The organism is Neobacillus rhizophilus (assembly GCF_018343535.1).
Lineage (GTDB): Bacteria > Bacillota > Bacilli > Bacillales > Cytobacillaceae > Neobacillus > Neobacillus rhizophilus.
The window spans coordinates 842,534-865,032 of sequence record NZ_JAGYPF010000004.1 but is presented as its reverse complement, the minus strand read 5'-3'; the positions used below and the strand labels follow the sequence as shown (position 1 = coordinate 865,032).

At 38.6% G+C, this 22,499-nt stretch carries 25 protein-coding genes; 5 read left to right on the top strand and 20 right to left on the bottom strand.

Annotated elements, in window-relative coordinates; genetic code table 11:
- Positions 1-117 precede the first annotated feature (117 nt).
- On the top strand, positions 118-429 hold the full coding sequence (locus KHA99_RS22370; protein WP_213119670.1) for a hypothetical protein: 312 nt from the start codon (positions 118-120) through the stop codon (positions 427-429).
- A gap of 113 nt (positions 430-542) precedes the next feature.
- Here KHA99_RS22370 and KHA99_RS22365 read toward each other — a convergent pair whose 3' ends face one another.
- Positions 543-812: a hypothetical protein gene (locus KHA99_RS22365; RefSeq protein WP_213119669.1), complete on the bottom strand. Its 270-nt coding sequence runs from the start codon at positions 810-812 to the stop codon at positions 543-545.
- 192 nt (positions 813-1,004) lie between these two features.
- Here KHA99_RS22365 and KHA99_RS22360 point away from each other — a divergent pair, with 192 nt between their 5' ends.
- The gene (locus KHA99_RS22360) at positions 1,005-1,283 is read left to right on the top strand and encodes a hypothetical protein (RefSeq protein ID WP_213119668.1); all 279 of its coding nucleotides are present in this window, start codon (positions 1,005-1,007) and stop codon (positions 1,281-1,283) included.
- Between the two features lie 155 nt (positions 1,284-1,438).
- Positions 1,439-2,065, top strand: coding sequence for a DUF2238 domain-containing protein (locus KHA99_RS22355; RefSeq protein ID WP_213119667.1), 627 nt, complete (start codon positions 1,439-1,441; stop codon positions 2,063-2,065).
- 158 nt (positions 2,066-2,223) lie between these two features.
- On the opposite strand, the gene KHA99_RS22350 is transcribed toward KHA99_RS22355, so the two are convergent.
- The 10 genes from KHA99_RS22350 to KHA99_RS22305 all read right to left on the bottom strand — a co-directional run bounded on the left by KHA99_RS22350 (position 2,224) and on the right by KHA99_RS22305 (position 13,641).
- The gene (locus KHA99_RS22350; protein ID WP_213119666.1) at positions 2,224-3,897 is read right to left on the bottom strand and encodes a thiamine pyrophosphate-binding protein; all 1,674 of its coding nucleotides are present in this window, start codon (positions 3,895-3,897) and stop codon (positions 2,224-2,226) included.
- A gap of 178 nt (positions 3,898-4,075) precedes the next feature.
- Positions 4,076-5,044: an NAD(P)-dependent alcohol dehydrogenase gene (locus tag KHA99_RS22345; RefSeq protein WP_213119665.1), complete on the bottom strand. Its 969-nt coding sequence runs from the start codon at positions 5,042-5,044 to the stop codon at positions 4,076-4,078.
- 633 nt (positions 5,045-5,677) lie between these two features.
- Complete coding sequence (locus KHA99_RS22340) at positions 5,678-6,400, bottom strand: DUF4386 domain-containing protein (RefSeq protein WP_213119664.1); 723 nt, start codon at positions 6,398-6,400, stop codon at positions 5,678-5,680.
- A 60-nt stretch (positions 6,401-6,460) separates the two neighbouring features.
- On the bottom strand, positions 6,461-6,685 hold the full coding sequence (locus KHA99_RS22335; RefSeq protein ID WP_213119663.1) for a helix-turn-helix transcriptional regulator: 225 nt from the start codon (positions 6,683-6,685) through the stop codon (positions 6,461-6,463).
- A 2-nt stretch (positions 6,686-6,687) separates the two neighbouring features.
- Positions 6,688-7,134 carry a hypothetical protein gene (locus tag KHA99_RS22330; protein ID WP_213119662.1) on the bottom strand — a complete coding sequence of 149 codons (447 nt, stop codon included), beginning with the start codon at positions 7,132-7,134 and terminating at the stop codon, positions 6,688-6,690.
- Positions 7,135-7,700: 566 nt separating this feature from the next.
- Complete coding sequence (locus KHA99_RS22325) at positions 7,701-8,165, bottom strand: DinB family protein (protein WP_213119661.1); 465 nt, start codon at positions 8,163-8,165, stop codon at positions 7,701-7,703.
- Positions 8,166-8,207: 42 nt separating this feature from the next.
- Positions 8,208-9,242 (bottom strand): alpha/beta hydrolase, encoded by a 1,035-nt coding sequence (locus KHA99_RS22320; RefSeq protein ID WP_213119660.1) that lies wholly within the window; start codon positions 9,240-9,242, stop codon positions 8,208-8,210.
- A gap of 217 nt (positions 9,243-9,459) precedes the next feature.
- A complete protein-coding gene (gene helD, locus KHA99_RS22315) occupies positions 9,460-11,766 on the bottom strand; it encodes an RNA polymerase recycling motor HelD (RefSeq protein WP_213119659.1) in 2,307 nt (768 codons plus the stop codon).
- 89 nt (positions 11,767-11,855) lie between these two features.
- Positions 11,856-13,034: a macrolide family glycosyltransferase gene (locus KHA99_RS22310; protein ID WP_213119658.1), complete on the bottom strand. Its 1,179-nt coding sequence runs from the start codon at positions 13,032-13,034 to the stop codon at positions 11,856-11,858.
- A 118-nt stretch (positions 13,035-13,152) separates the two neighbouring features.
- The gene (locus KHA99_RS22305) at positions 13,153-13,641 is read right to left on the bottom strand and encodes a GNAT family N-acetyltransferase (protein ID WP_213119657.1); all 489 of its coding nucleotides are present in this window, start codon (positions 13,639-13,641) and stop codon (positions 13,153-13,155) included.
- 296 nt (positions 13,642-13,937) lie between these two features.
- Between KHA99_RS22305 and KHA99_RS22300 the strand changes: the two genes are divergently transcribed.
- Both KHA99_RS22300 and KHA99_RS22295 read left to right on the top strand, forming a co-directional pair.
- Positions 13,938-14,504: an acetylglutamate kinase gene (locus KHA99_RS22300; protein ID WP_249366820.1), complete on the top strand. Its 567-nt coding sequence runs from the start codon at positions 13,938-13,940 to the stop codon at positions 14,502-14,504.
- A gap of 423 nt (positions 14,505-14,927) precedes the next feature.
- Positions 14,928-15,200 carry a hypothetical protein gene (locus KHA99_RS22295; RefSeq protein WP_213119656.1) on the top strand — a complete coding sequence of 91 codons (273 nt, stop codon included), beginning with the start codon at positions 14,928-14,930 and terminating at the stop codon, positions 15,198-15,200.
- A 6-nt stretch (positions 15,201-15,206) separates the two neighbouring features.
- Here KHA99_RS22295 and KHA99_RS22290 read toward each other — a convergent pair whose 3' ends face one another.
- The 9 genes from KHA99_RS22290 to KHA99_RS22250 all read right to left on the bottom strand — a co-directional run bounded on the left by KHA99_RS22290 (position 15,207) and on the right by KHA99_RS22250 (position 22,496).
- Complete coding sequence (locus KHA99_RS22290; protein ID WP_213119655.1) at positions 15,207-16,427, bottom strand: ABC transporter substrate-binding protein; 1,221 nt, start codon at positions 16,425-16,427, stop codon at positions 15,207-15,209.
- Between the two features lie 67 nt (positions 16,428-16,494).
- Positions 16,495-17,748, bottom strand: coding sequence for an NAD-dependent succinate-semialdehyde dehydrogenase (locus tag KHA99_RS22285; protein WP_307852141.1), 1,254 nt, complete (start codon positions 17,746-17,748; stop codon positions 16,495-16,497).
- 210 nt (positions 17,749-17,958) lie between these two features.
- Entirely contained in the window at positions 17,959-18,726 is a 768-nt protein-coding gene (locus KHA99_RS22280; protein WP_213119654.1) for an SDR family NAD(P)-dependent oxidoreductase, read from the bottom strand.
- A 25-nt stretch (positions 18,727-18,751) separates the two neighbouring features.
- A complete protein-coding gene (locus tag KHA99_RS22275; protein ID WP_307852133.1) occupies positions 18,752-19,054 on the bottom strand; it encodes a hypothetical protein in 303 nt (100 codons plus the stop codon).
- Positions 19,055-19,135: 81 nt separating this feature from the next.
- Positions 19,136-19,636: a flavin reductase family protein gene (locus KHA99_RS22270; protein ID WP_213119653.1), complete on the bottom strand. Its 501-nt coding sequence runs from the start codon at positions 19,634-19,636 to the stop codon at positions 19,136-19,138.
- Between the two features lie 37 nt (positions 19,637-19,673).
- On the bottom strand, positions 19,674-20,015 hold the full coding sequence (locus KHA99_RS22265) for a pyridoxamine 5'-phosphate oxidase family protein (protein WP_213119652.1): 342 nt from the start codon (positions 20,013-20,015) through the stop codon (positions 19,674-19,676).
- A gap of 28 nt (positions 20,016-20,043) precedes the next feature.
- Entirely contained in the window at positions 20,044-20,772 is a 729-nt protein-coding gene (locus KHA99_RS22260; RefSeq protein ID WP_213119651.1) for an ABC transporter ATP-binding protein, read from the bottom strand.
- Positions 20,759-21,535 (bottom strand): ABC transporter ATP-binding protein, encoded by a 777-nt coding sequence (locus tag KHA99_RS22255; RefSeq protein ID WP_213119650.1) that lies wholly within the window; start codon positions 21,533-21,535, stop codon positions 20,759-20,761. The genes KHA99_RS22260 and KHA99_RS22255 overlap by 14 nt, the downstream gene beginning before the upstream one ends.
- 10 nt (positions 21,536-21,545) lie before the next feature.
- A complete protein-coding gene (locus tag KHA99_RS22250; RefSeq protein WP_213119649.1) occupies positions 21,546-22,496 on the bottom strand; it encodes a branched-chain amino acid ABC transporter permease in 951 nt (316 codons plus the stop codon).
- Positions 22,497-22,499 lie beyond the last annotated feature (3 nt).

Below are 22,499 nucleotides of genomic sequence, written 5' to 3'. Positions count from 1 at the left end.
CAAACACCAAATTATAGTCCAGTAAAAGCGAAAAAAAATTTCCATAAAATTTAACAATTTGTTAAGAAATGATAAATTGCGATTCCTATATATTAGGAGAAAAGGAGGTGAGCAGGAATGTCAGATGAACCACGAGAGCTTCCTCATGAAGAACCTCAAAAGCAACCTTTAGAACGGAATCAAGAAAACATCAAAACTCTTAAAGATGAGATTAAAAATGAAATTAGAAATGAATTAAAAGAAAAATTCACCCAATCCCGCAAGAAAAGAAAGCATCGAATTATATATTCTGTTTGTGTCTTTGCACTCGGTGTTTTGATTGGCTTTAGCGGCGGTAGGGCAACCCATTCAGAACATCACTTTAACCAAGTACACAAGGGCCACTTTGAACATGGTCAATTTCAAAAATGGCATGATATGCGAAAATAGTATACAAATAAATACAGCCTGGGAAGAACCGCTCCCCCTTCCTAGTCTGTATTTAATCGTATTTTAGTGTGATTTGAGGTAGTTTTGATTTATTAATTAGACCACAATTTGATTTACTTAAGTTTTCCTTGAAATTGATCATATTTTTTCATTTCATGAATCGTCTCTTCAATTTCCCTGATAAAATATTTAAATACTTGATGATTCCCTGAATCACTAAAGTTCTTTTTATCAATTGAATTAAGCAGCCCTATAACTGCTTTAAACTTTAAATCATCAAAAAATGGGATTTCGCTTTTCCCATTGATTTCACCTTCAACTTCCACCTCCCCTTCGTCATTCTCCAGTCTAAATGTAAATTTTCCCGTGTTATCAACGTTCAATTAAGTTCGCTCCCCTATTTAGATGCATGGGGACGGTTCTCGTGTCTCATTAGCGCTCGAAAATGAGGCACGAGAACCGTCCCCATGTTTCACCCTTTTATTTTTTAATTGATTTGCAAAAATATTCACAGATAACAATCAATAAATAGGGCAAAATAATATAACTGAATATTAAAGAAAGAGGGTCTTAGGATGTTTTATACCTATAACCTATACAGTTCGGATCAATTGGGATTTACTAACTCTTATCACATCCAAACCGAATTGCCACCGCATAAATTTCGGGCCATTATGATGGAATTTCGACGTGGAGGAAATAATGATCCGCATGCATTTGTGAAATACATGCGCGAACATTTCCCAGATAGCTTTCGTTTATTTGAGTATGATGATGTTGTGCAATATGATGCCGACCAAGAAAACTCGGTTATCCTTTCCAACCTTTTAGACCAAAATAATCAAACTATTTAGGGCTGTTGAAAAAATAGGTTCAACAGTCTTTTTTCAGCTGCTTGAACCTATTGGATATCAAGCTGAGCTTTTTTGAAATGTCTCTTATCAGTAATTGGTTTATGAGATCAAATGATAAAAGTGATCCTGGAAAGCCTATAGGAGTGAAATAAGAAATGAAAGGAAAAAGTGTCAAGACGATTCATGTTCTGTTATTACTGGTTGTAATCGCCGTTTTAATTTGGTCACTTATCAAACCTGCAAGCTTCATGTCATGGACATTGGAAGCCACTCCTGCCATCATCATATTAATAATCGCACTATTAACGTACAAAAAGTTTCGTCTTACTACCCTCTCTTACGTCATTATTGCTATTATGGCGATCTTGATGTTTGTCGGCGGCCATTACACCTATTCAAAGGTTCCTCTATTTAATTGGATAAAAGATACTTTTGATTTCAAAAGAAATCACTACGATCGATTTGGACATTTTTTAAAAGGCATGTCAGCTATCGTAATTAGAGAATTATTATTAAGGAAAACCCCATTGAAAAAAGGTAAATGGTTATTCTGGAATGTGACAAGTATTTCTCTCGCCATTTCTGCTATGTATGAAATCATTGAATGGATAAGTTTTATTATACTCAAGGGAGGAAAAACAGCTAAAAACTTTCTAGGGAACCAAGGTGATATATGGGATGTACAATGGGATATGGTATTAACCTTAGCTGGTACCATCATTTCCTTACTATTTCTTTCCAAACTGCATAATAGGTTGTTGCGAAAAGAATTAGGAAAGTGATACACGGGGACGGTTCTCATGCTTCATTTTCGCCAGAAAATGATGCAGAAGAACCGTCCCCGTGCTTCATTACAATATTAATTTTGTGATTAAAATCATCCAGCATTTATTTCATACTTCTATACTGCCTTGTACAAATCAAGTTAACTTTAATAGTTTTACTGAAGATAAACTTTAACGGTTGAATCAATAACCACATCCAGCAAAATCGGCTTTTTTTCTTGAAAGGCTTTTTCAAATGCCGGTTGAAGTTCCTCGGACCTTTCAATTCTGACAGAATCAATTCCAAACCCTTTAGCAACATTAACAAAATCTACTGGGGGTTCGTTTAAATCCATCCCCGGGAAAACGTTGTGCTTGGCGGATTCCCCTTTGATATTAAGAATTCCACCTTTAAGAATCATGTAGCTTTGGTTATTCATAATCACAAAGACTACTGGGAGTTGATACTTAGCAGCATTCCATAATGATTGAATATAGTAAAGGGAAGAACCATCCCCAATGATATTGACAACCCTCTGATCAGGACGCCCCAGCTGAGCGCCAAGGGAGGCCGGCATACCGTACCCGAGACCACCGCCCTTCAATGCGAAAAGGCTTCCAGGCTGGTTCAGTTCCAAATAACTGTGGGTATATCTTCCGGAAGTTACGGATTCGTCCACAACTAAAACATTTTCCGGCAGTGCTTTATTTAATTCATACATGACTTCGGCAGGAGATAAAGGAAATTGGCCTCTAGTTTCTTCCAGTTCCTTTAAACGCAGCTCATCACTATGTATTTTCTTCTTTAGAGTCTTTTCTTTTAAACTCTCAAATCGGGCTTTATCCTCATCATTTGATTGGGTTTCAATTAATTCTGCAATTTCTTTAATGGCGATTCTTGGGTTGGCCGAAACGGCAATATCTACATGCATGTTCTTGCCAAGCTCCCATTCACCACTGTCAATAGCGATTACCTTGGTTCCCTCTTGGATAATCGGCTGGTCAAAGTAAAGGAGCGGGGCTTGACTTGTGACTCCCACGAAAATCACAACATCCGCTTCAGAAAGGGCTTTTTTGATAAAGGGCCCGTTTGGCAGGCATCTTCCCGCGTATTGACGGTGACCATAAGGGAAGTTTAATCTGGAGGCCTGATGCTCTACATATACTGGAGCACCAATCTTCTCCGCAAGTCGAACCATCTCATTCACTCCTTGGCTGCTTGCCAAGTGATCCCCGACCATAAAGACAGGGTTGCTGGCATGCCGAATCCAACTAGCCGCCTTTTGCACTGCTTCAAGATCTCCCCTGATATTGGAAGCAACAATGGTAAGTGGGATTGTTTCTGCTTCAATCTCCTGCCAAAGCACATCCGAAGGAAGAGAAAGAAAAACAGGACCCATCGGTTCGGTAAGGGCTACTTTAAAGGCCCGATGTAGGACAATAGGTAATTCCTGCGCATTTTTGACTTCCCAGCTCCATTTTGTGTAATTTTGGGCCATGCTTACCATATCTCCCCAAAGTGCTGGTTCCTGGATAGCGAGTCTGGTATCCTGCTGGCCGGCGGTGACAATTAGCGGTACCCCCGCACGATAGGCATTGTAAATGTTCCCCAATCCATGAGCCAAGCCGGGGGCAGCATGAAGATTAACTACGCCTGGTTTACCAGTTGCTTGGGCATAGCCTGCAGCCATCCCAACACACACATCTTCGTGTAAGGAAAGAATATACTTAAGATCCGGATAGTTCACCAGCCCGTCAACCAATGGCAATTCAGTTGTCCCAGGGTTTCCAAACAAATACTCTACTTCATATTTTTGAAAAGTCTTTAAAATAAAATCTCTAGCAAGCATCTCTCTCACCCTTTACACATTTTAGTAGTTTTTTCTTTTCAGAAAATATTATACTACAAAATTTTGAAATTTTTATATATTTAAAAAATACGAGAAAATTAGAGGCTGATTAGAAAAGGCGATACCACACACAGTATCGCCTGTCTTTATTCTATCCGTTATGATTCCTTAAAAGTTTTCATACTGTGATGACAACTTTTCCTTGAGCGTGCCCTTGTTCAAAGTACTTGAAAGCTTCTTCCACTTCACTCATCTTAAAAGTTTTATCAATAACTGGTTTTACTTTTCCGGCTTCAAGGAGTTCTTTTATATAAATTAAATCATTTTGGTTTTGCCTTTGTAATAGGCTAGACATTTTATTCCTCCCAGTGAGCGAGAACCAAGGCCCTAAGGTCATTGTTTGAAACAGCTGTGCACCCGAACCTCCAACGTGAACAAAAGTTCCATTAGCATTTAAGGATCGCTTATAAGCTGAAATCGGATGGTGCCCATTCACACCGAGAATCAGGTCATACTTCTGTCCTTTTTCGGTAAAATCCTCTTTTGTATAATCAATTACATGATCTGCCCCGATGGAACGAAGGATTTCTAAATTTCTCGTACTGCAAACACCTGTTACTTCAGCTCCGTAAGCTTTGGCAATTTGTACCGCAAAAGTCCCAACACCACCAGATGCACCATTTATCAAAACCTTCTGTCCCGCCTTAATCTTGCCTTTATCCCTTAGACCCTGTAAGGCTGTAACTGCCGCCATTGGTACCGCAGCAGCTTCCTCAAATGTGATATTTTCTGGTTTTAACGCCAATGCGCTCTCAGGAACAGATACATATTCAGCAAAACCACCCCAGCCAGCTCTGGAAAGATCTCCAAATACCTCTTGGCCTGGCTGAAACTGTTTAACATCTTTACCAACTGCTGCGACCCGGCCCGCAATGTCACCCCCGGGTATGGGGTATTTTGGTTTTAGAAGACCGAAGGCAAAACGGGCTAAGAAGGGCTCTCCTTTAAGAAGCACTAGATTACCATAGTTCAAGGATCCTGCATGTATCTTTACCAGTACCTGATGGTCCTCAGGAATAGGTTTATCTACTTCTCTCAGATTAAGAACATCGGGTGAACCATATTTGTTATAAACGATGGCTTTCATTGATTTTCCTCCACATCCTTCGAAACTATCAAATTTCTTCCTTTAAAAACCTATTCTTTTATTAAAATATATAACACCTTGACAATCACGTAGAACACTCCTACGTGACCAGTTACTCTGTTGCAGACCCATTTCGGTCACGTAGTTCATTCCTACGTGACCAATTACTCTGTTTCAGACCCGGTTCGGGCACGTAGATCATTCCTACGTGACCAATTACTCTGTTTCAGACCAGGTTCGGGCACGTAGATCATTCCTACGTGACCAATTACTCTGTTTCAGACCCGGTTCGGGCACGTAGATCATTCCTACGTGACCAATTTCTCTGTTTCAGACCCGGTTCGGTCACGTAGATCATTCCTACGTGACCAATTACTCTATTTCAGACCAGGTTCGGTCACGTAGATCATTCCTACGTGACCAATTTCTCTGTTTCAGACCCGGTTTGGGCACGTAGATCATTCCTACGTGACCGGTACTTCGTTTGAACCCGTTTTGGACCTTTTTGGAAAATATCCTCGCTGCTTATTTACTAATAAGCTTTTGCCACCAATTTGAATGACATTATGAGGTAGTCAAACTATCAGTTCTTAATTAAGTCTGCTATCTTAATTGTTTCGGAACCGCATTATCTCAAGTGGAGCTTCCAAACGTATTCTTTTTTGTAGACAAGGCAGCAAGTGCAGATACATTGAATCCTTTAAAGATGAGCCATACGGCTAAAATCATTTCATTAGCCGCTACTGGCAGCGACAGTAATGCACCCCAAATCGAAAGTTGTTGAATGACTCCAAACATTTCTAACAATGCTGCGATAAAAACAAGTGCAGCCCCTGTCATACCCAAGATGGGAATAAATCTTGGTACGAGCTTCGATTTAAAAAATATATAACTGTACATCATCGTATTAATGCCCAGCATGAAATTCGGACCAAGCAAAAATGTCCAGTCATGTATTGCTATTAGTACTGTGCCTGAAGCATGAAAAGAGGCAATATCCGGAGCACCCGCTGCTGTATATTCCCGGCTTAAGGTTAATAGGGACAGGACGCTTATTACACCAACCGTGATGATAATCGCTTCAAGAAATCTGAAACAAACATGCCAGAGAGCAATCGTTTCATTGTACTTTCGTAAAAAAGGAAACATAATCGTTGCTGTACCAACAGCTGAAACGACAAGTATTAGCTCCATAAGCGCTCCTGTTATCACTTGGTTGGCTTGTTCAGAACCTTTTATCAGGTAATCAGGACCTTTTAGGATAGGATTATATAAGTTTAGACCAATTACCGCCGTAACTGCCGCAAGAATAAACAATGCTCCTACAAGTTTCGCAGCTTTTTTATTTGAATTCATTTACTTATCCCCTTCTCTTCATAAATTCAAAAACGGTAAAGCAAAAAACCAGAATAGTTCTTACTTATTAGTGTTTTCCCCATAGAAGAATACCTCTTCCAGCGGTAAGTTAAAGGCGAGAGCTATGCGAAAAGCAAGTTCTAAGGATGGGGAATAATTTCCTTTTTCAAGGGCCACGATGGTTTGTCTTGTAACGCCTACCTTGTCAGCCAGTTGCTGCTGGGTCATTTCATTATGGTCAAATCGTAATCGTCTGATATGATTGCCGACAAGATGTTTGCCCATTATTATACTCCTTTCCGATAGTGATAAAGTTTCGTAACGGATCCAGTCACATCGGAAATGAACCCCGAAATGATCAAAATCATGAACATGAACTGTGACGGCTGAAAGATAACCAGAGATCCCATTGCAAGTAAAAAGCCGAGTATAAAGACAAAAAAGGAATTTCGGTTCGCTTTCAAGTCAATTAACTTATCCAGTTCATCTGCGAATGTTGGTTCTTTTTCTCCAGTTGTCATTCTAAATAGGATGTTGAAAAGAATGCTGATAATGATGTGGGCGACAATTGAAAGCAAAGTCAGGATGAGGACGAATGAACCCCAATAGCGAAAGGTTTCCAGCGACTCCAGCCCCCCTTCAGGGTGACGTGGGTACATGTACAAGCAATAAGTTCCGAAAATAACTACGGCGCTGATCAACGATACGATGCTTTTCTTTTCTTGATAGGTCATGGTTTCCCCCTTATTTTATTTTCTTCTATATTTGGTAAACTCCGTTATACATAATGTAATATAAACTTTACATAAAGTAAAGTGTATATTACAAAAAAAACCCGGATATCGCTAAATGGGCAATGTTCCGGCAGGTCCTCTTATATGTTGCTGTCGTTCTAAAGATGCTTAGGACTATTTAAATGAATCGCGTCCGCTTTTTTCATATCATCACTTTGAACATATGAAAAAACAAAAAACCACACGTGTGACAAAATCACCGTATGGTTAATAGTGAACACTACAATAATCTTTAATTTTTTTAGAATCCTCCTTTTATTAAAATAAATGGTCGCAAACTTCTGTTTTACACAAATAATACACACGAGCCGAATAAACGGCTTATTTTTACCGGTGTGCTGCTTTTCTTGTCCCCACGGGCCGAATAGTGGGCTTCTTTTTACCAGGAGCGCTATTTTCTTGCGCTCACGGGAAGAGTAGGACTGCTTTGTGTTTTTCAGTAGTCACGGACGGTTCTCATGCCTCAATTTCACTAGAAAATGAGGCATGAGAACCGTCCCTGTGTTTCATTCCTTTTTAATATGCTTCACTATTTGTTCCTTATGTTTTAAGTCATGTTCGATCATCCCTACAAAGTACTCTCCTATTGTCATGTTTTCTCTTCCCGGATAAGGTTCAGAAAATGTTTCTTCTGGGATTTTTTGCAACAAAGACACAAGTTCCTTTCGAACAGTGATAAACTCACTAATAAGCTCCTCTTTAGAAATACCTGATCTAGCATATTGTGATGCCATTTTATTAATAGCTTCTACATCTATATTTACCTCCGGAAATTCCTCATTATGATAAATATAGGATACTCTATTGGTTATTAGAAATTTGTCCCACGAAATAAAATGGGAAATGACATCTGCAATCCCCCATGCCCCTTCTTTAAAAGGGTTAAACCAAAGATCATTTGAAATTTCTTTTAAAGAAGCAACCCATTCTATTAAACTTATTTTTTCTTTAATAATTTGATCTTTACTCATTTTTCCTCCTACTTCTTAACTCTAATGTTCTTGGTGGGTAAGTTAATTACATTGCGTCTCTAATAAATGTCGGATAAGTCTTTGCTCATTTTCTCTTGCATCATCAAAATGAAAAACATGGGAAGATTTCTCAGACCAATGTAATGATTTTCCTTTAGGGGCATCAAGATCTTCGAAATAACGAGTGATGAGTTCAGGCATGACATGTTTTTCCTTGCTACCATGGATAAACATGACAGGTACATTTAAGGCTGGCACCTCACTGAAAAAATCAAATGTATTGATATCGTGGATCAATGCATCTGTATAGGAAAGCTTAAAACCTCTCAAAAGGGAATTATATATATCTATAAGAGAATAATCCGGCGAACGCAACATGATTTTTAACCCCGAAAAAAAGGAAGCAGACTTTTTGTCACCCGCATCATAAAACATAGTACGATATTTTAACTGCCATTTCCTGATAACAGACCACTGTTTAAAATCCTTCGTATAAGGAGGTTCTCCTACCGCCGCAAGCTCCGCTAACGCACGTTTGTTGTTTGTCTCAGCGGCCATCTCAATCAACCACTTATAGCTTAACTTATCATTTTCAACCCAGTTCGTAATCTGAGAAAAACCCGTATAAGAAAAGTATTTTTCCGGATATTTGTACGCAAGGTTTAATCCGATCACACTTCCCCAGGAATGAGCCGCCAGATGGAGTTTGTCTTGCTTGAACCGAGATCTTAAATAATCTGTGACATCTTTGGCATCATCGATAAATTGCTTCAAGTTCATGGTTTCTTTTGGTATATCTTTGGAAAAGGATTTTCCTGTACCGCGTTGGTCCCAAAAAACCACTGTAAAATTTTTAATTAATTCTTTGGTGGTCATGACCAATGTGTAATCAGTGCCTCGATTTGAGACACCAGGAACAGGCATACTGGGACCTCCATGAATAAAGAGCAGGATTGGACTTCCTGGTTTTTCAGTCTGAATAAGAATGCTTTGTTTTATACCGCCAATGGGAATGGTTTCAAGTTGACTGATTCCGTTCTTCGTGATCGTATAATCACTTTTTTTAAAAATTTTCATTTGTATGTTCCCCCGCTTTTTCATTCATATAAAATATAAATCTTATAAGCTGATTATAACCTAATTACATTATCTGGATTGCAATATTTTCCAACAAAAGAGAGAAATCCTGAACACAAAAAACTGCTAGAATATTTCTAGCAGTTTTGAGACATAGGGACGGTTCTCGTGCCTCATTTTCGGAGTGAAAATGAGGCAGAAGAACCGTCCCCATGCTTCAATTTTCAAAATGCAATGACTCCGCCCTATTTAATAAAAAGTCCGCCTGGTCTCTCCCATACAGATATAATCGGTGCATCGGTCTTGTCATCGAGACGTACAACAATTTGATGTCCAGGTCCGCTTGTGAATATGGTTCATCCAAGCAGACAAGCAAAACAGCATCAAACTCCAAGCCTTTTGATAAATATGAAGGCAAAATCACGATATGCCCCTTCTTCATTTCTTGTTTTTCTTCTAATAACTGAATCGGAAGTTGGCTGTTTTCCAAGAGCTGTTGAATTCTCTGGCATTCCTTATCGGTACGGCCAATAATCGCGATGTAGTTCAGCTCTTCACTTTTGAGTGAGGATATATCCTGTTCCAGCAGCAGCCTAACCTGTTCCAGATTCACAGGATCAATCTTTTTATAGTATGGTTTTTGGCCATGACGAATGACGGGTTCGACCTTTGGCAAGTCTTGATCTATTAACATCAGGATATCATTTGCCAAATTCATGATTTCGACGGTTGTTCGGTAGCTTTTTTGCAATGCTTGATAATTCGCATTTGGGAAGATCTCCTTCAAAACCGGTGTCCAGCTATTCAAGCCGCGATAGGAATGAATGCCTTGGGCCAAATCCCCCACGATGGTAAACAAATCTGTTTCAAAGCCTTCCTTTAATGCGACAAATTGAAAATAGCTATAATCCTGCGCTTCATCAATGAAAATACTGCGCATTTTATGTTTATCATCGATGCCTTCTAGCTTTGCTTTCATATAAAATAGCGGTGCTAAATCCTCCAGTTCATATGCACCCCGTTCAAAGATACGCTGACAATATTTACTTAGAACCTTACATTCTTGTTCTGTTAGAGTGGTGGAATGCTTTTGAAGCATATCTGGAGAAGTCATTAGTTCCTTATACAAGGTAAAAATATCTTTCATGTCAAATGCACCCATATATTTTTTTACAGCGACTTTTGCCTCCTGCTCAATCCTCTTTATCCGTTGCTCTTTTCTCTCCATTAAGGTGACCACTTTTTGCTTTCTTTTTTCTGGATCCTGCCTCCAGTTATAAAGGACCTTTTCGAGTGCTTCTTCGTATTTCTTGTTCAGTTTTGATAACATAATGGATTTTTTCCTTTTTAGATCATCTTCTAAAAGGTTTTTTATTTTTCCTAGCCTTTTGTAGATTGGTAAGTACGTATATTCTTTTAAAAATAGTCTTTTAAGCTTTTTCCCTTTCATGAGCACGGAAATTTCAATCACAAAATCCTCTTCTGGGGCAAGATTGCTTTCCAATTCCTTGATGTATCGATTGATTAATTCTTTAAATTCAAGTGAACCTTTATAACTAGAGACCCATTGCATCGATTTATTGGATCCGTTATTTTCAAGGAACTTCATGAGCTTGGAGTTAGGTGAAAAAAGTTTTATTTTCTGGCCTAAACAGTTTCTCATAAAATCGATATAGGTGGTTTGATTGATTTTGTTGACACCGAGTTCTGGTAAGACGGCAGAAATATAATCAATAAACAATCGGTTTGGCGCGAGTATCATTAATTTTTCGGGAGGAAATTGAAAGCCAAAGGAATAGAGAAAGTAGGATATTCTATGGAGTGCGATTGTTGTTTTCCCGCTTCCCGCCGCTCCTTGAACAATAATAGGGTGCTTCAGAGATGCCCTGATTACTTCATTTTGCTCGTTTTGAATGGTCGCCACGATTTCTGTTAAGCGATTATCAGCTTTACCAGACAAAGACTTTTGCAAAAGTTCATCATGTGTGGTTAAATCGATGTCACTGATTTCTTTTAATAATCCATCGACTATGTCATATTGCCTCTTTAAGGATAGATAACCAGTTTGTGTCTCCCCATAGGCGTCATAGGACACCTCTCCGAGCCGACCATCATAGTAAACATTGGCAATCGGCGACCGCCAATCCACAATAATCGGCTGCTGTGTGACACGGTCGAACAACGACACCTTGCCAATGTACAAAATTTCTTCTTTTTTCGTACTATCGCTTGTGAAATCAATCCTTGAAAAATATGGTTTGCCAATCACACTCTCCAACCGTTTCAATTCACTTTCCGCTAATTCAAGAAAGCTTGCATTCGCGAGGAGATCGGTGTAGCTCGTACTGCTATCCTTAGAATTCAGTTCAGCAAAGGATTGCCTCATATTTTCAACGAAGAATTCTCTATTCCCCTGCGAAATTTCCAAAACGGTCCGGATATATTCCTTCGTAAACTCTAAGCGCTCCAGTTCTGCTTGATAATCTTTATGGCCACTTACAGAAACTTGATCTTTAGTACCCATCCTATAGTCACCTCACTAAGTGACACACGGGGACGGTTCTCGTGCCTCACTTTCTCTAGAAAATGAGGCAAAAGAACCGTCCCCATGCGTCAATTTTTATATTTGAAAATCTCATCCACAGCTTGGTGGTATCCACCCGATTTTTGAAAAGATTCTCCGATGCTTGCAGCAGCTTTTTGGTAAGAAGGTTGTTTTAACACTTGATCCAAAGTTTCACTGAGTTGATTTGCAGTCAGGTTTTGCATCTGTAGTGTAATACCGGCTCCGAGTTTGGCAACTTGCCCGGCAATGATTGGCTGATCCGCGCTTTGAGGGATGACAATGAGCGGAACCCCATAATAGAGACCTTCATGGACACTGTTCATTCCACCATGGGTGATGAAAACACTCGTGTATTTCAATACTTCTGTTTGTGGAACGTAATTTTTCACAATGAAGTTCTTAGGAATCTCCCCTAAATCGGATCGTTGCGTTTTTTCCCCAATAGACATGACTACAGTATGATCAGTGTTTCCAAATGCTTTAAAACAAAGCTTATAGAAATCTATTGCTTGGTTAAAGACAGTACCTAGTGAAATGTAAATTAGGCTTTTTCCCTTGATCGGAATATGGTCAAAGTTTTCTTGGGTTGCTCGTAAAGAAATGGATGGACCCACAAATTTGTACGACTGGTCAAATGATTCTCCAAAAGGTTGAAATTCCCTTGTTGTATAAACGATTGTAATTGGTGCCGGGTTACAAAAAACTTCGTAAGGAGAATGGATCTCCACATCATATTTTTCTTTTATTTTTTTTGTGAGGTTTTGATACTCATCACGAATTTCGGTTGGGATATTTTGTGAAAGATGTTCCAGCATTTGATCAAATGATGCTTTTGTCTGTGCAAAAGAAGTACAAGAATTAACGGCCGGAAGCTTCAGTATTTGTGCTAGTATCCGTCCGCAGCCAAACATGGAATCGTGGATGATATAATCAAACTGTTCTCCTTCAATTTGCTCAAGAACACTAGGAATCATGATATCCGCCGTACGCAAAAGACCGTTGATTCTTTCCAGTAAATAATTTCTTCCACCTGAAATAAAAGCTTTTATAAATTTCTCACCATCAAACGTTCTTACAGTAGCGCCCGTCTTCTCAACACGTTCTCGAAAAGCCTCTATTGTAAAGTATACTACCTCTTCTCCACGCGAAACAAGTTCCCTTACAACTCCAAGAGTCGGATTAACATGACCTTCAGAACCACCATTAATAAACAAAACACGTGCCATTATCAACACTCCTTAGCTAATGAGGCATGGGGACGGTTCTTTTGCCTCACTTTATCGACCAAAGCGAGGCAAAAGAACCGTCCCCATGTTTCATTCACTCCATAATAGAGTAAAACCATTATGATAATATTTTAACCATATTGTACCAGATTACACCACCATGCTCTGAGTTTGAATCCCCCATGTTGACATATCCAAATTTTTCATAGAAGACAATTAAGTCTTCTTTACAAGTAAGTGTGATGGTCTCACGTTTTTTGGCAGTCGCTGCTTCTTCGATATGAGCAAGAAGCGCTGCCGCTACACCGCGGGTTTGAAAATGCGGAGTAACCGCTATTCCAAGAACACTTTGATGTCCACCTGTCAGTGGATTAGCTTTGATTTCTCGAAATAAGTCATCTGTAATATATGGTGTTTCGATCACGGGTCCATTAACAAAACCTACAATTGCACCTTTCCTTTCAGCCACAAAGAAACTATCTGGTATTAAACGAATCCGCTTTTCAAATGCTTCTTTCGTCGCAGCCTCTTCTATTGGAAAACACAGGCTTTCAATGATAGTAATCTCAGTTAGATCTTCCATTTTAACATTACGGATATTCAACATTTTCAATTTGCCTCCAAATTCCAATAACTTCTAGATGCTAATTCCCATCTGCCCCTACAAAATATATAAGACTTCCACTTTATAAATTATTATTTATCTCCATCTACTACTATAATAGGTTTTTGTTCAGAACAAAAGTAAAGTTTTACATTTATGAGTCATGGGGACGGTTCTCGTGCATCACTTTCACTAGAAAATGAGACAAAAGAACCGTCCCTGTGCATACAAAATTGTACAGGCACTTTTTTTAAATGGGAATATACTGAAACTGAGTTTGAGTGTTTGGGGGTGAGACTATGAATCCGTGGTTCAACACTGATGGTGTTAGCGAACGGGAAGATCGTTTGAAAAGCTCCATGCGTATGGTTTGGGAACAGCACGTATTTTGGACAAGATTGGTGATCAATAGCATAGCTTTTAATTTACCTGATCTAGCCGCGAATACTGCACGACTTCTCCGGAATGCCACAGATATGGGAAATTTATTAAAGCCTTTCTATGGAAATAAAATAGCAGCACAGTTCGCCAACCTAATAAGGGAGCACCTGGTCATTGCTGCAGAACTGGTTACAGCTGCGAAAGCAGGCAATCAAAAAGCTGTGGCAGATGCTCGGAGAAGATGGTATGCAAATGGAGCAGAAATTGCCGAATTCCTAAGTAAGATCAATCCATTTATATCAAGAAAAGAATTCCAAGAAATGTTTTTCGAACATCTAGCCCTTACTGAAAGGGAAGCAGTATTAATACTCCAACAAAATTTTAAAGAAAGTATTGCAATATTTGATAAAATTGAGTTGGAAGCTTTAGAAATGGCGGACACCATCACCTTTGCAATTGTGAAACAATTCCCTAGGAAGTTTTAAATAGACCATGGGGACGGTTCAGGTGGTGCTTTTTCAAGAAAGAAAAAGCCACGGGAACCGTCCCTGTGGCCAAATCGCTAATCTTCTTCATCATGCCTTATTTTTTAATTTAGATATAAAATTACTAATTCTTTTTTTAGCTTCCTGCCGCTTTTATTCCTGTCATAATTTATATTGCCTATTCCTCGTCTTTCCCTTTTACTTCCCTTTTAATTAAACACCGTAAAAAACCACCTGACTCAAGGATTTAATATTCTTTTTCGCGATAGAAACAAGCACTTCATTTTGGAATATTTTATTTCTTCCCTCAGCAAACGGGTGCTAGGACCCGAATTAAACATAATGATCTGTTTTAATTGGCAATTTCGATTTACTGACAGTGCGTATGGGATTCAATCTGATAAACAGTAGAACGATTATATTTTGAGTCATCAAATCGTTTACTACCATTTGGAAGTTGCTGTTGACCATCTCTCTGTTTTTATCCTTATGGTACAATACCTCCATCGTACGACAAGACCCAAATACATCGCTAATCCGGATGATGGATTAAGTAACAATCCAAATAATCCAATTGGAATTTTTCCAAAGACTTGGCGGGCGCTTTCTTGGTGCTCTCATTACCTGTTCAAAGGCCATTTTGTGAGAAAATTGATGCATTCGGCAATTCGCCAAGAAAGCGTATCGTATTCATAGAGAATATTATGGTTCATATTTTATAACATCAGAAATTTTAACTAATTTCCCATTTTTTGCTTGAATCATGGTAATGGATGTCTGTCCATAACGATTTTTGGGTGAATAGGTAACATTATAGGCTAATGAACCATTCCAATCCTTGAGGGTCTCCATTTGTTTGATAAAGTTCTCCCAGGATAAATCATCTCCACAGCGTTTTAATCCTTCTACCATAACCTGCGCAAAAGTCCATCCAGACATTGGCCCATTGGCAGAAGGGTCCTCATCAGGATAATCTTTTGTGAATTGTTTTAGATACGCTTGAATCTTTGGATTGTCTTTTTCACTAACAGATGTCATCCATGTTGAACTCATCACACCTTCCATTACATCATTTCCCGCCAATTCAAATATTGTCATATCACTGCCGCTTCCATAGTTGAAAATCGCCGGTTTCTTTCCACCAATTTTATCAAGTTCTTTCCAAAATCCAGCAACAGGTTTAACCGCTCCAAATACTAAAATGACGTCCGGATTAGCCTTTTTCATTTGCATGGCCGGTGTACTGAAGTCAACATCATTGAGGTTATAAGCTACCTCAGCTGCAATATCAATTCCTAATTTTTTGAGTTCTTTTTGTGCTCCAGCTAGGTATGATTTTCCAAAATCGTCATTTTGAAAAAGAATACCGACTGTCTTAGCTTTCAATTCTTTTGCGGCATATTGCGAAAAAATACGGGATTCAATATCATAATTTGTTTGTAACCCAAAGTACGTTTTAATAGGAGGATTAACGAATGAACTATCACCGGATGCAAATGCTACAACCGGTATCCCTTTTTTAGTAAGGTATGGCAGGGCTGCCTTGTGATGTGAAGTCCCAAGCGCTCCTACAATAGCAAAAACTTTATCCTCTTCAACTAGTTTTTTTGCTGCTGCAACACTTCGGGATGGTTGATATTCATCATCATAGGCGACATATCTTATTTTTCGACCGTTTATTCCGCCCTCTGCATTTACTTTATTAAAGTATGATTGTGCTCCTTTTACCAAGGTACCCCATTGGGCCGCAGCTCCGCTTAGTGGTGCCCATGCACCTAGGACAATCTCATCATCTGTAACACCTTGAGCGTTTTTATTTTTAGTGGCTTCACTTGTTTTAGATACATCTTTACTGCTGTTACATGCGCTTAGAAGCAAAATGCTAAGGATAAGTATACCTACCCTTTTCAGTACATTTTTCATACCTTCTACCCCCAGCTAAACTATTTAGTAGTGTCTTATTTTAAGCAAAACATTTTAAGTTAGGTGATTACAAACCTATTGAAATATACTTTGTCTCAAGATACGCTTCTAAGCCCTCACTCCCTCCCTCACGACCGATACCGCTTTGTTTCATACCGCCAAAAGGTACTTGTGCTGCGGATGGAACACCATCGTTCCAGCCGACAATTCCATAATTTAAACGCTCTGCAATTCGGATTCCTCTACTATAATTTTCCGTGAATACATACGCAGCGAGTCCGTATTCAGTCTGATTAGCAAACTCAATTGCTTCTTCTTCTGTTTTTACTTTTTGAATTGGTGCTACAGGGCCGAATGTCTCTTCATGCATAATAACCATATCGGGATGAACATCCGTTAAAATGGTAGGTTCGTAGAAATAGGTATGATTTTCAGCTTTTCCGTACCCTCCTAACACCACTTTTGCACCTTTACTAACCGCATTTTGAACATGACTATCAATTTTCTCATAGCCAGCTTTGTCAATTATTGGGCCAATATTTATTCCTTCATCAAGGCCGTTTCCTACCTTGAGACTAGAAGCTGCTGCTGCAAATTTCTCCACAAATTCATCATGGATGCCTTCTTGAACATAAATACGATTCCCGCAAATGCAGGTTTGAACACCATTACGAAACTTCGATGCAAGGATGCCATTAACTGCTTTTTCAACGTCTGCATCATCCATTACGATAATGGGTGCGTGCCCGCCTAACTCCATCGACATTTTCATCACTTGAGATGCGCCTTCCTTGATCAGTTCTCTTCCTACTTCTGTCGAGCCGGTAAATGTTATTTTACTTACATGGGAATTTGTTAGTAGCTCTTCGCCAATTTCGGAAGAATTTCCTGAAACTAGATTGACAACTCCTTTCGGGATGCCAGCTTGCTCGCATAATTCGATAAGCATAATGGCAGTGAGTGGAGTTTGGTTCGGTGGTTTCACTATAAATGTACATCCTGCTGCTAGTGCTGGCCCAAGCTTTCTTGTAATCATGGCAGCGGGAAAATTCCATGGAGTGATAGCCCCGACAACTCCAATTGGCTGCTTGGTTACAAGCATACGTTTATTATCTACATGAGCGGGGATGGTTCGCCCATAAACCCTTTTACCTTCTTCGGCATACCATTTAATAAACGAAGCGGCATATTGAACTTCACCTTTCGATTCAACAAGAGGTTTCCCCATTTCGCTTGTCATCAGTTCAGCAATTTCGTCGGCCTTCTCCATCATAAGAATATATAATTTCTCTAAATATGCAGCCCGATCATAGGCTGTCAGGTTAGACCATTCAGGAAAAGCTGCATATGCCGCCGCGATTGCACCCTTTGTTTCTTTCTTTCCTCATCGAGGAACGGAACCTTGCGTTCTCCAGTTGCAGGATTCATTACTTCCGTTTTCTCTAAATCCCCCCGGTCCAAGCTCCATTAATATACATTAGTTTATCCATGCATAAGTTCCTTTCCCTGATAAAGTTTACGTTCAAAATTCTTACGTTCTTTGAGTGGTTGCCGTAGTTCCGCCATCAATGACCAATTCGCTGCCCGTTATAAAACTTGATTCATCAGATGCCAGAAATACAACCGCGTTAGCGACCTCTACTGGAGTACCCATTCTTTTCATTGGTGTAGAATTATGAAAGGACTCTATTGAAATTGTCTTTTGAGATGCTACAAAATTATCAACCATTTCAGTTGCAATTGTACCCGGGTGAATGGTGTTTATTCTAATATTATTCGAAATCACATCGAGCGCCGCTCCTTTTGACATGATGTTGACAGCGCCTTTAGTTGCCCCATAAAAAGAGTGGCCAGGTGCACTTTTTAACCCGGCGATTGACGAAGTGTTGATAATGGAACCGTTCCTTTGCCTCTTCATAACGTTAATCACGTGCTTCATTCCAAGAAATACCCCTTTGACATTAATAGCCATCATAAAATCGAAATCTTCAACGGTAAATTCATTAATGGCTTTCTTTTTATAAACGCCGGCATTATTAAATAAGATATCAATCTTCCCATATTTATCTAAAACCTCTTCAACTACCCTAATCCAGTCTTCTTCTTTTTGTACATCCTGAACTAAAAAGGCAACAGTATCATACTTCTCTTGGAACCTTCTAAGCGTCATTCTTCCCATTTCTTCGTTGATATCTGTAAAAACAACAATCGCATCCTCTTCCAGAAATCTTTTAACCGTCTCTCTTCCAATACCGCTAGCTCCACCAGTGATAATAGCCACCTTATTCTTTAGTCTCACTCAACTCATCTCCAGAAATATGAATTTATAAATCTATCTTTATTCTCGAAACCCTCTTGTCTGTGGTGTTTTCAACTGTCCAAAACTCATTTAATTTACTGATTAGCCCTCCTTTTCCAAACTTTAGCTTTGGGTTCTCGTTGTGAATCCTCGCTAAACTTAGAAATTCTAATACTTTTTTTCGACGAAAGATAATATTCTTTACACCATTATGATAAAACCAAGTATCTATTGTGTTGTATACTCCACGATTTATGCCAAACTTCATTTCGCATAATTTTTGAAAGGAGTAATCAGTATAGTGAATTTCATTGGATTCAACCGTCACAATCAATTCTCCTCACAAAAGCAGTTTATTAGATTTGTTCCTTTACGTATAAGAATTAAAAGGGTAGAAGTGTAACGCCGATTAACTACAAACCCATTCGTTAGAAATTGCTCCTGTTTTCCCACGGAAATATAACAAAGGCTCTTTTTGACATAATGAAATATGTTCAACTTCTCCTACAAAGATAAAATGATCCCCTGCCTCGATTTCGTTAATTAACTTGCACTCCATAACACCTAACGCAGATTCTACAATAGGTAAGCCCCTATCAGAAATTTTATAATTCGCGAGATCAAACTTATTCGTATTTTTACTTGCAAACACATTACACACTTTTACTTGATCACTGGCCAACACGTGAATTGCGAATTTTCCTGAGTCTCTAAATGAACTTAAGGATGAAGATGCTTTATCAACACAGAATAAAACCAAGGTTGGATCTAATGAGACCGAGGTAAATGAATTGATTGTAAGTCCGACTGGTTGGTGATTAGAAGGGTTTATTGTTGTTACGATTGTCACTCCTGTTGGATAATTTCTCATAATTTCTTTGAATATATCTTTTTTATTTGAACTAGTCATACTATCTCTCCTCCAAGATACAAAATATTCAGATAATTTAATACAAAAAACCATCTGATAATGTAATCGAAATCTTCATGACTTTATTCGTATTATCGTGCTCTTCAATTTGGTGGAAACTAGCATTTCCCTTGATCTTATATCCATGAAAGGGGTCATCCGTATTTATTACTGTAACCACTACCTTCGGACTTTTCATCATTAATTGTACAGTTCGGCTATTGGCATTATCGGAATACTCTATTTTAGTATCTTCTACCAATTTTACTTTGCGCACTGTTACATTTGGGTATCCCTCTTCTCCAACACAAGTTATATACACTCTATGATCAGAGGAACTTAACGTTTTCTTTAGGGATTCGTTTGATATTTCTTTCATGTGTGTTTCTCCTTTCATTTTTCCCCACTCAATACAGATTTGCAGCGTGTGATTTTCCACCTAAATAATACTTGCTGATTTCATCATTATTCCGCAGGAATTCAGCTCTTCCTTCTAAACCAATTCTTCCATTTTCTAGAATGTACCCATAATCAGCAATGCGAAGAGCCAGATTCGCATTTTGTTCCACTAAAAGGATTGAAGTGCCTTTCCGATTAATTTCTTGGATGATCTCAAAGATTTGATTCACAATTATTGGAGCAAGCCCAAGTGATGGTTCATCCAATAGGAGAACTTTTGGATTACCCATTAAAGCCCGCCCGATGGCTAACATTTGTTGTTCTCCGCCACTTAATGTTGATGCATACTGTTTTAATCTTTCTTTTAAGATGGGAAAGTAAGAAAAGATATCACTCAGATCCTTCTTTATTTGATCTTTATCCCTACGTAAATAGGAACCAATGATTAGATTTTCTTCGACTGTAAGTTTCGGAAAAACCTGCCTATTTTCTGGACAATGAATGATTCTCCGTTTTACGATTTCATTTGGCTCCAAGTTACTTATATCTTCATTTTTATAGACCATAGTGCCACTTTTAATTGGCAGCAATTGAGAGATAACTTTAAGTGTAGAAGATTTTCCCGCACCATTTGCTCCTAATAATGTAACAATGGATCCTTCAGGAATCTGTATAGAAATTCGGTCCAATGCTTGAATATTCCCATAAAACGCAGAAATTTGTTTAAGTTCCAACATCTTCTTGCACCTCACCCAAATATGCTTCAATGACTTTTGGATTATTTTGGACCTCCGTTACCGTACCTTCGGCAATCTTTTTTCCGAAATCCATAACAGCAATTCGATCAGAAATATTCATGACTAATGACATGTCGTGTTCAATCATCAAAATCGTAATCCCGAATTCATCTCTCAGACGCGTAATTAATTCAGCATTCTTTTTGGTTTCTTCAATGTTCATACCAGCAACAGGTTCATCTAGCAGCAGTAACTTGGGCTTTGAAATAATAGCCCTACCAATGTCTATCATTTTTTGAATACCAAAAGGTAAATTTCTAACTTCTTCATTGGCATGGTGTTTCAGATCAAATAGCTCTAAAATTTCAAATGCAATTTCTTTCGCTGCTTCTTCCTCTTGTTTATTTTTTTTTGTTTTAAAAGCATTTGATAACAAACTGCTTTTTAAAGAAGGATGAAGTCCGACCAACAAGTTATCCAAAACAGTCATTTTTGAAAATAATTCAACATTTTGGAAGCTCCTCGAAATCCCAGATGCTAAAACTTTGTGTGTTTTTTTTGTTAATAAATTCTCTCCTTTAAAACTAATCTGGCCCGAGCATGGTGTGTAGAAGCGGCTGATGCAATTTAATATTGTAGTTTTCCCTGCTCCATTCGGTCCAATAATGGCAAAGATCATTCCCTCATCAACTTGAAGATCTAGATTATTAACCGCCGTTAAGCCCCCGAAAGACACAGTTACCTTTTTAAGTTCCAATAACATGATTCATCATTCACCCCTCCAATGATAATTGTTTATTTTCTGTTTTTTTCCGTTTCCATTTATAGTTAAATAGACTGATAAGACCGTTCGGCAAAAATAAGATGGTGAGAATTAAAGCCGCGCCCGTAATGGTAATTGTAAAGCCCGGAAAACGGTCAGCAACTTGAGGAATAATTGTTAAAATAAACGCACCTAAAATAGAACCAGTGATCGACGCCAACCCGCCTAAAACAATCATCGCCAACACTATAAGTGATATATTCATATTAAAATCATGCGGACTGATGAAACCAACAAAATAGGCATAGAGACTTCCCGCTATCCCTGTAAAAAAAGCACTTATTGAAAACATTAATGTTTTGTATAATGATACATTTACTCCCATTGCCTCGGCAGCAATCTCACTTTCCCTAATAGCAACAAAGGCCCTGCCAAAATTTCCTTTTAAAAGATTCAAAATTAACCATGTGATTATGAGGGCTATCACGGTCGTAAAATAATAGAAACTTGTATCAGATGAAAATAAACTAGGCTTTTCGATGAACAATCCTGCAAATCCCCCTGTTAAACCTTCCCACTTCAACATGATTTCTGGAATCGCTAGACCAAAAGCTAAAGTGGCAATAGCTAAAAAGTGACCGCTTAGACGCACTGCCGGCAGACCAATAAGAAACCCGACAATGGCTGTTATCACACCTGATAATGGCAGGTTCAACCAAAAAGGAAGTCCTAACTTCAAAGTTAAAATAGCTGTGGTATACGCACCAATCGCTAAAAATGCCGCGTGTCCAATTGAAATCTGACCCCCGAATCCTGTAAGTAAATTGAGAGACATGGCCATAATGGCATAAATAATAAACAAACCTGCTACATAAATGAAGTAACTAGAGAAACCAACTAATAAAGGATATCCCAGTAATAAAATGCTGATAAATAGTATTTGAAGTCGCTTTATTTTCATCTT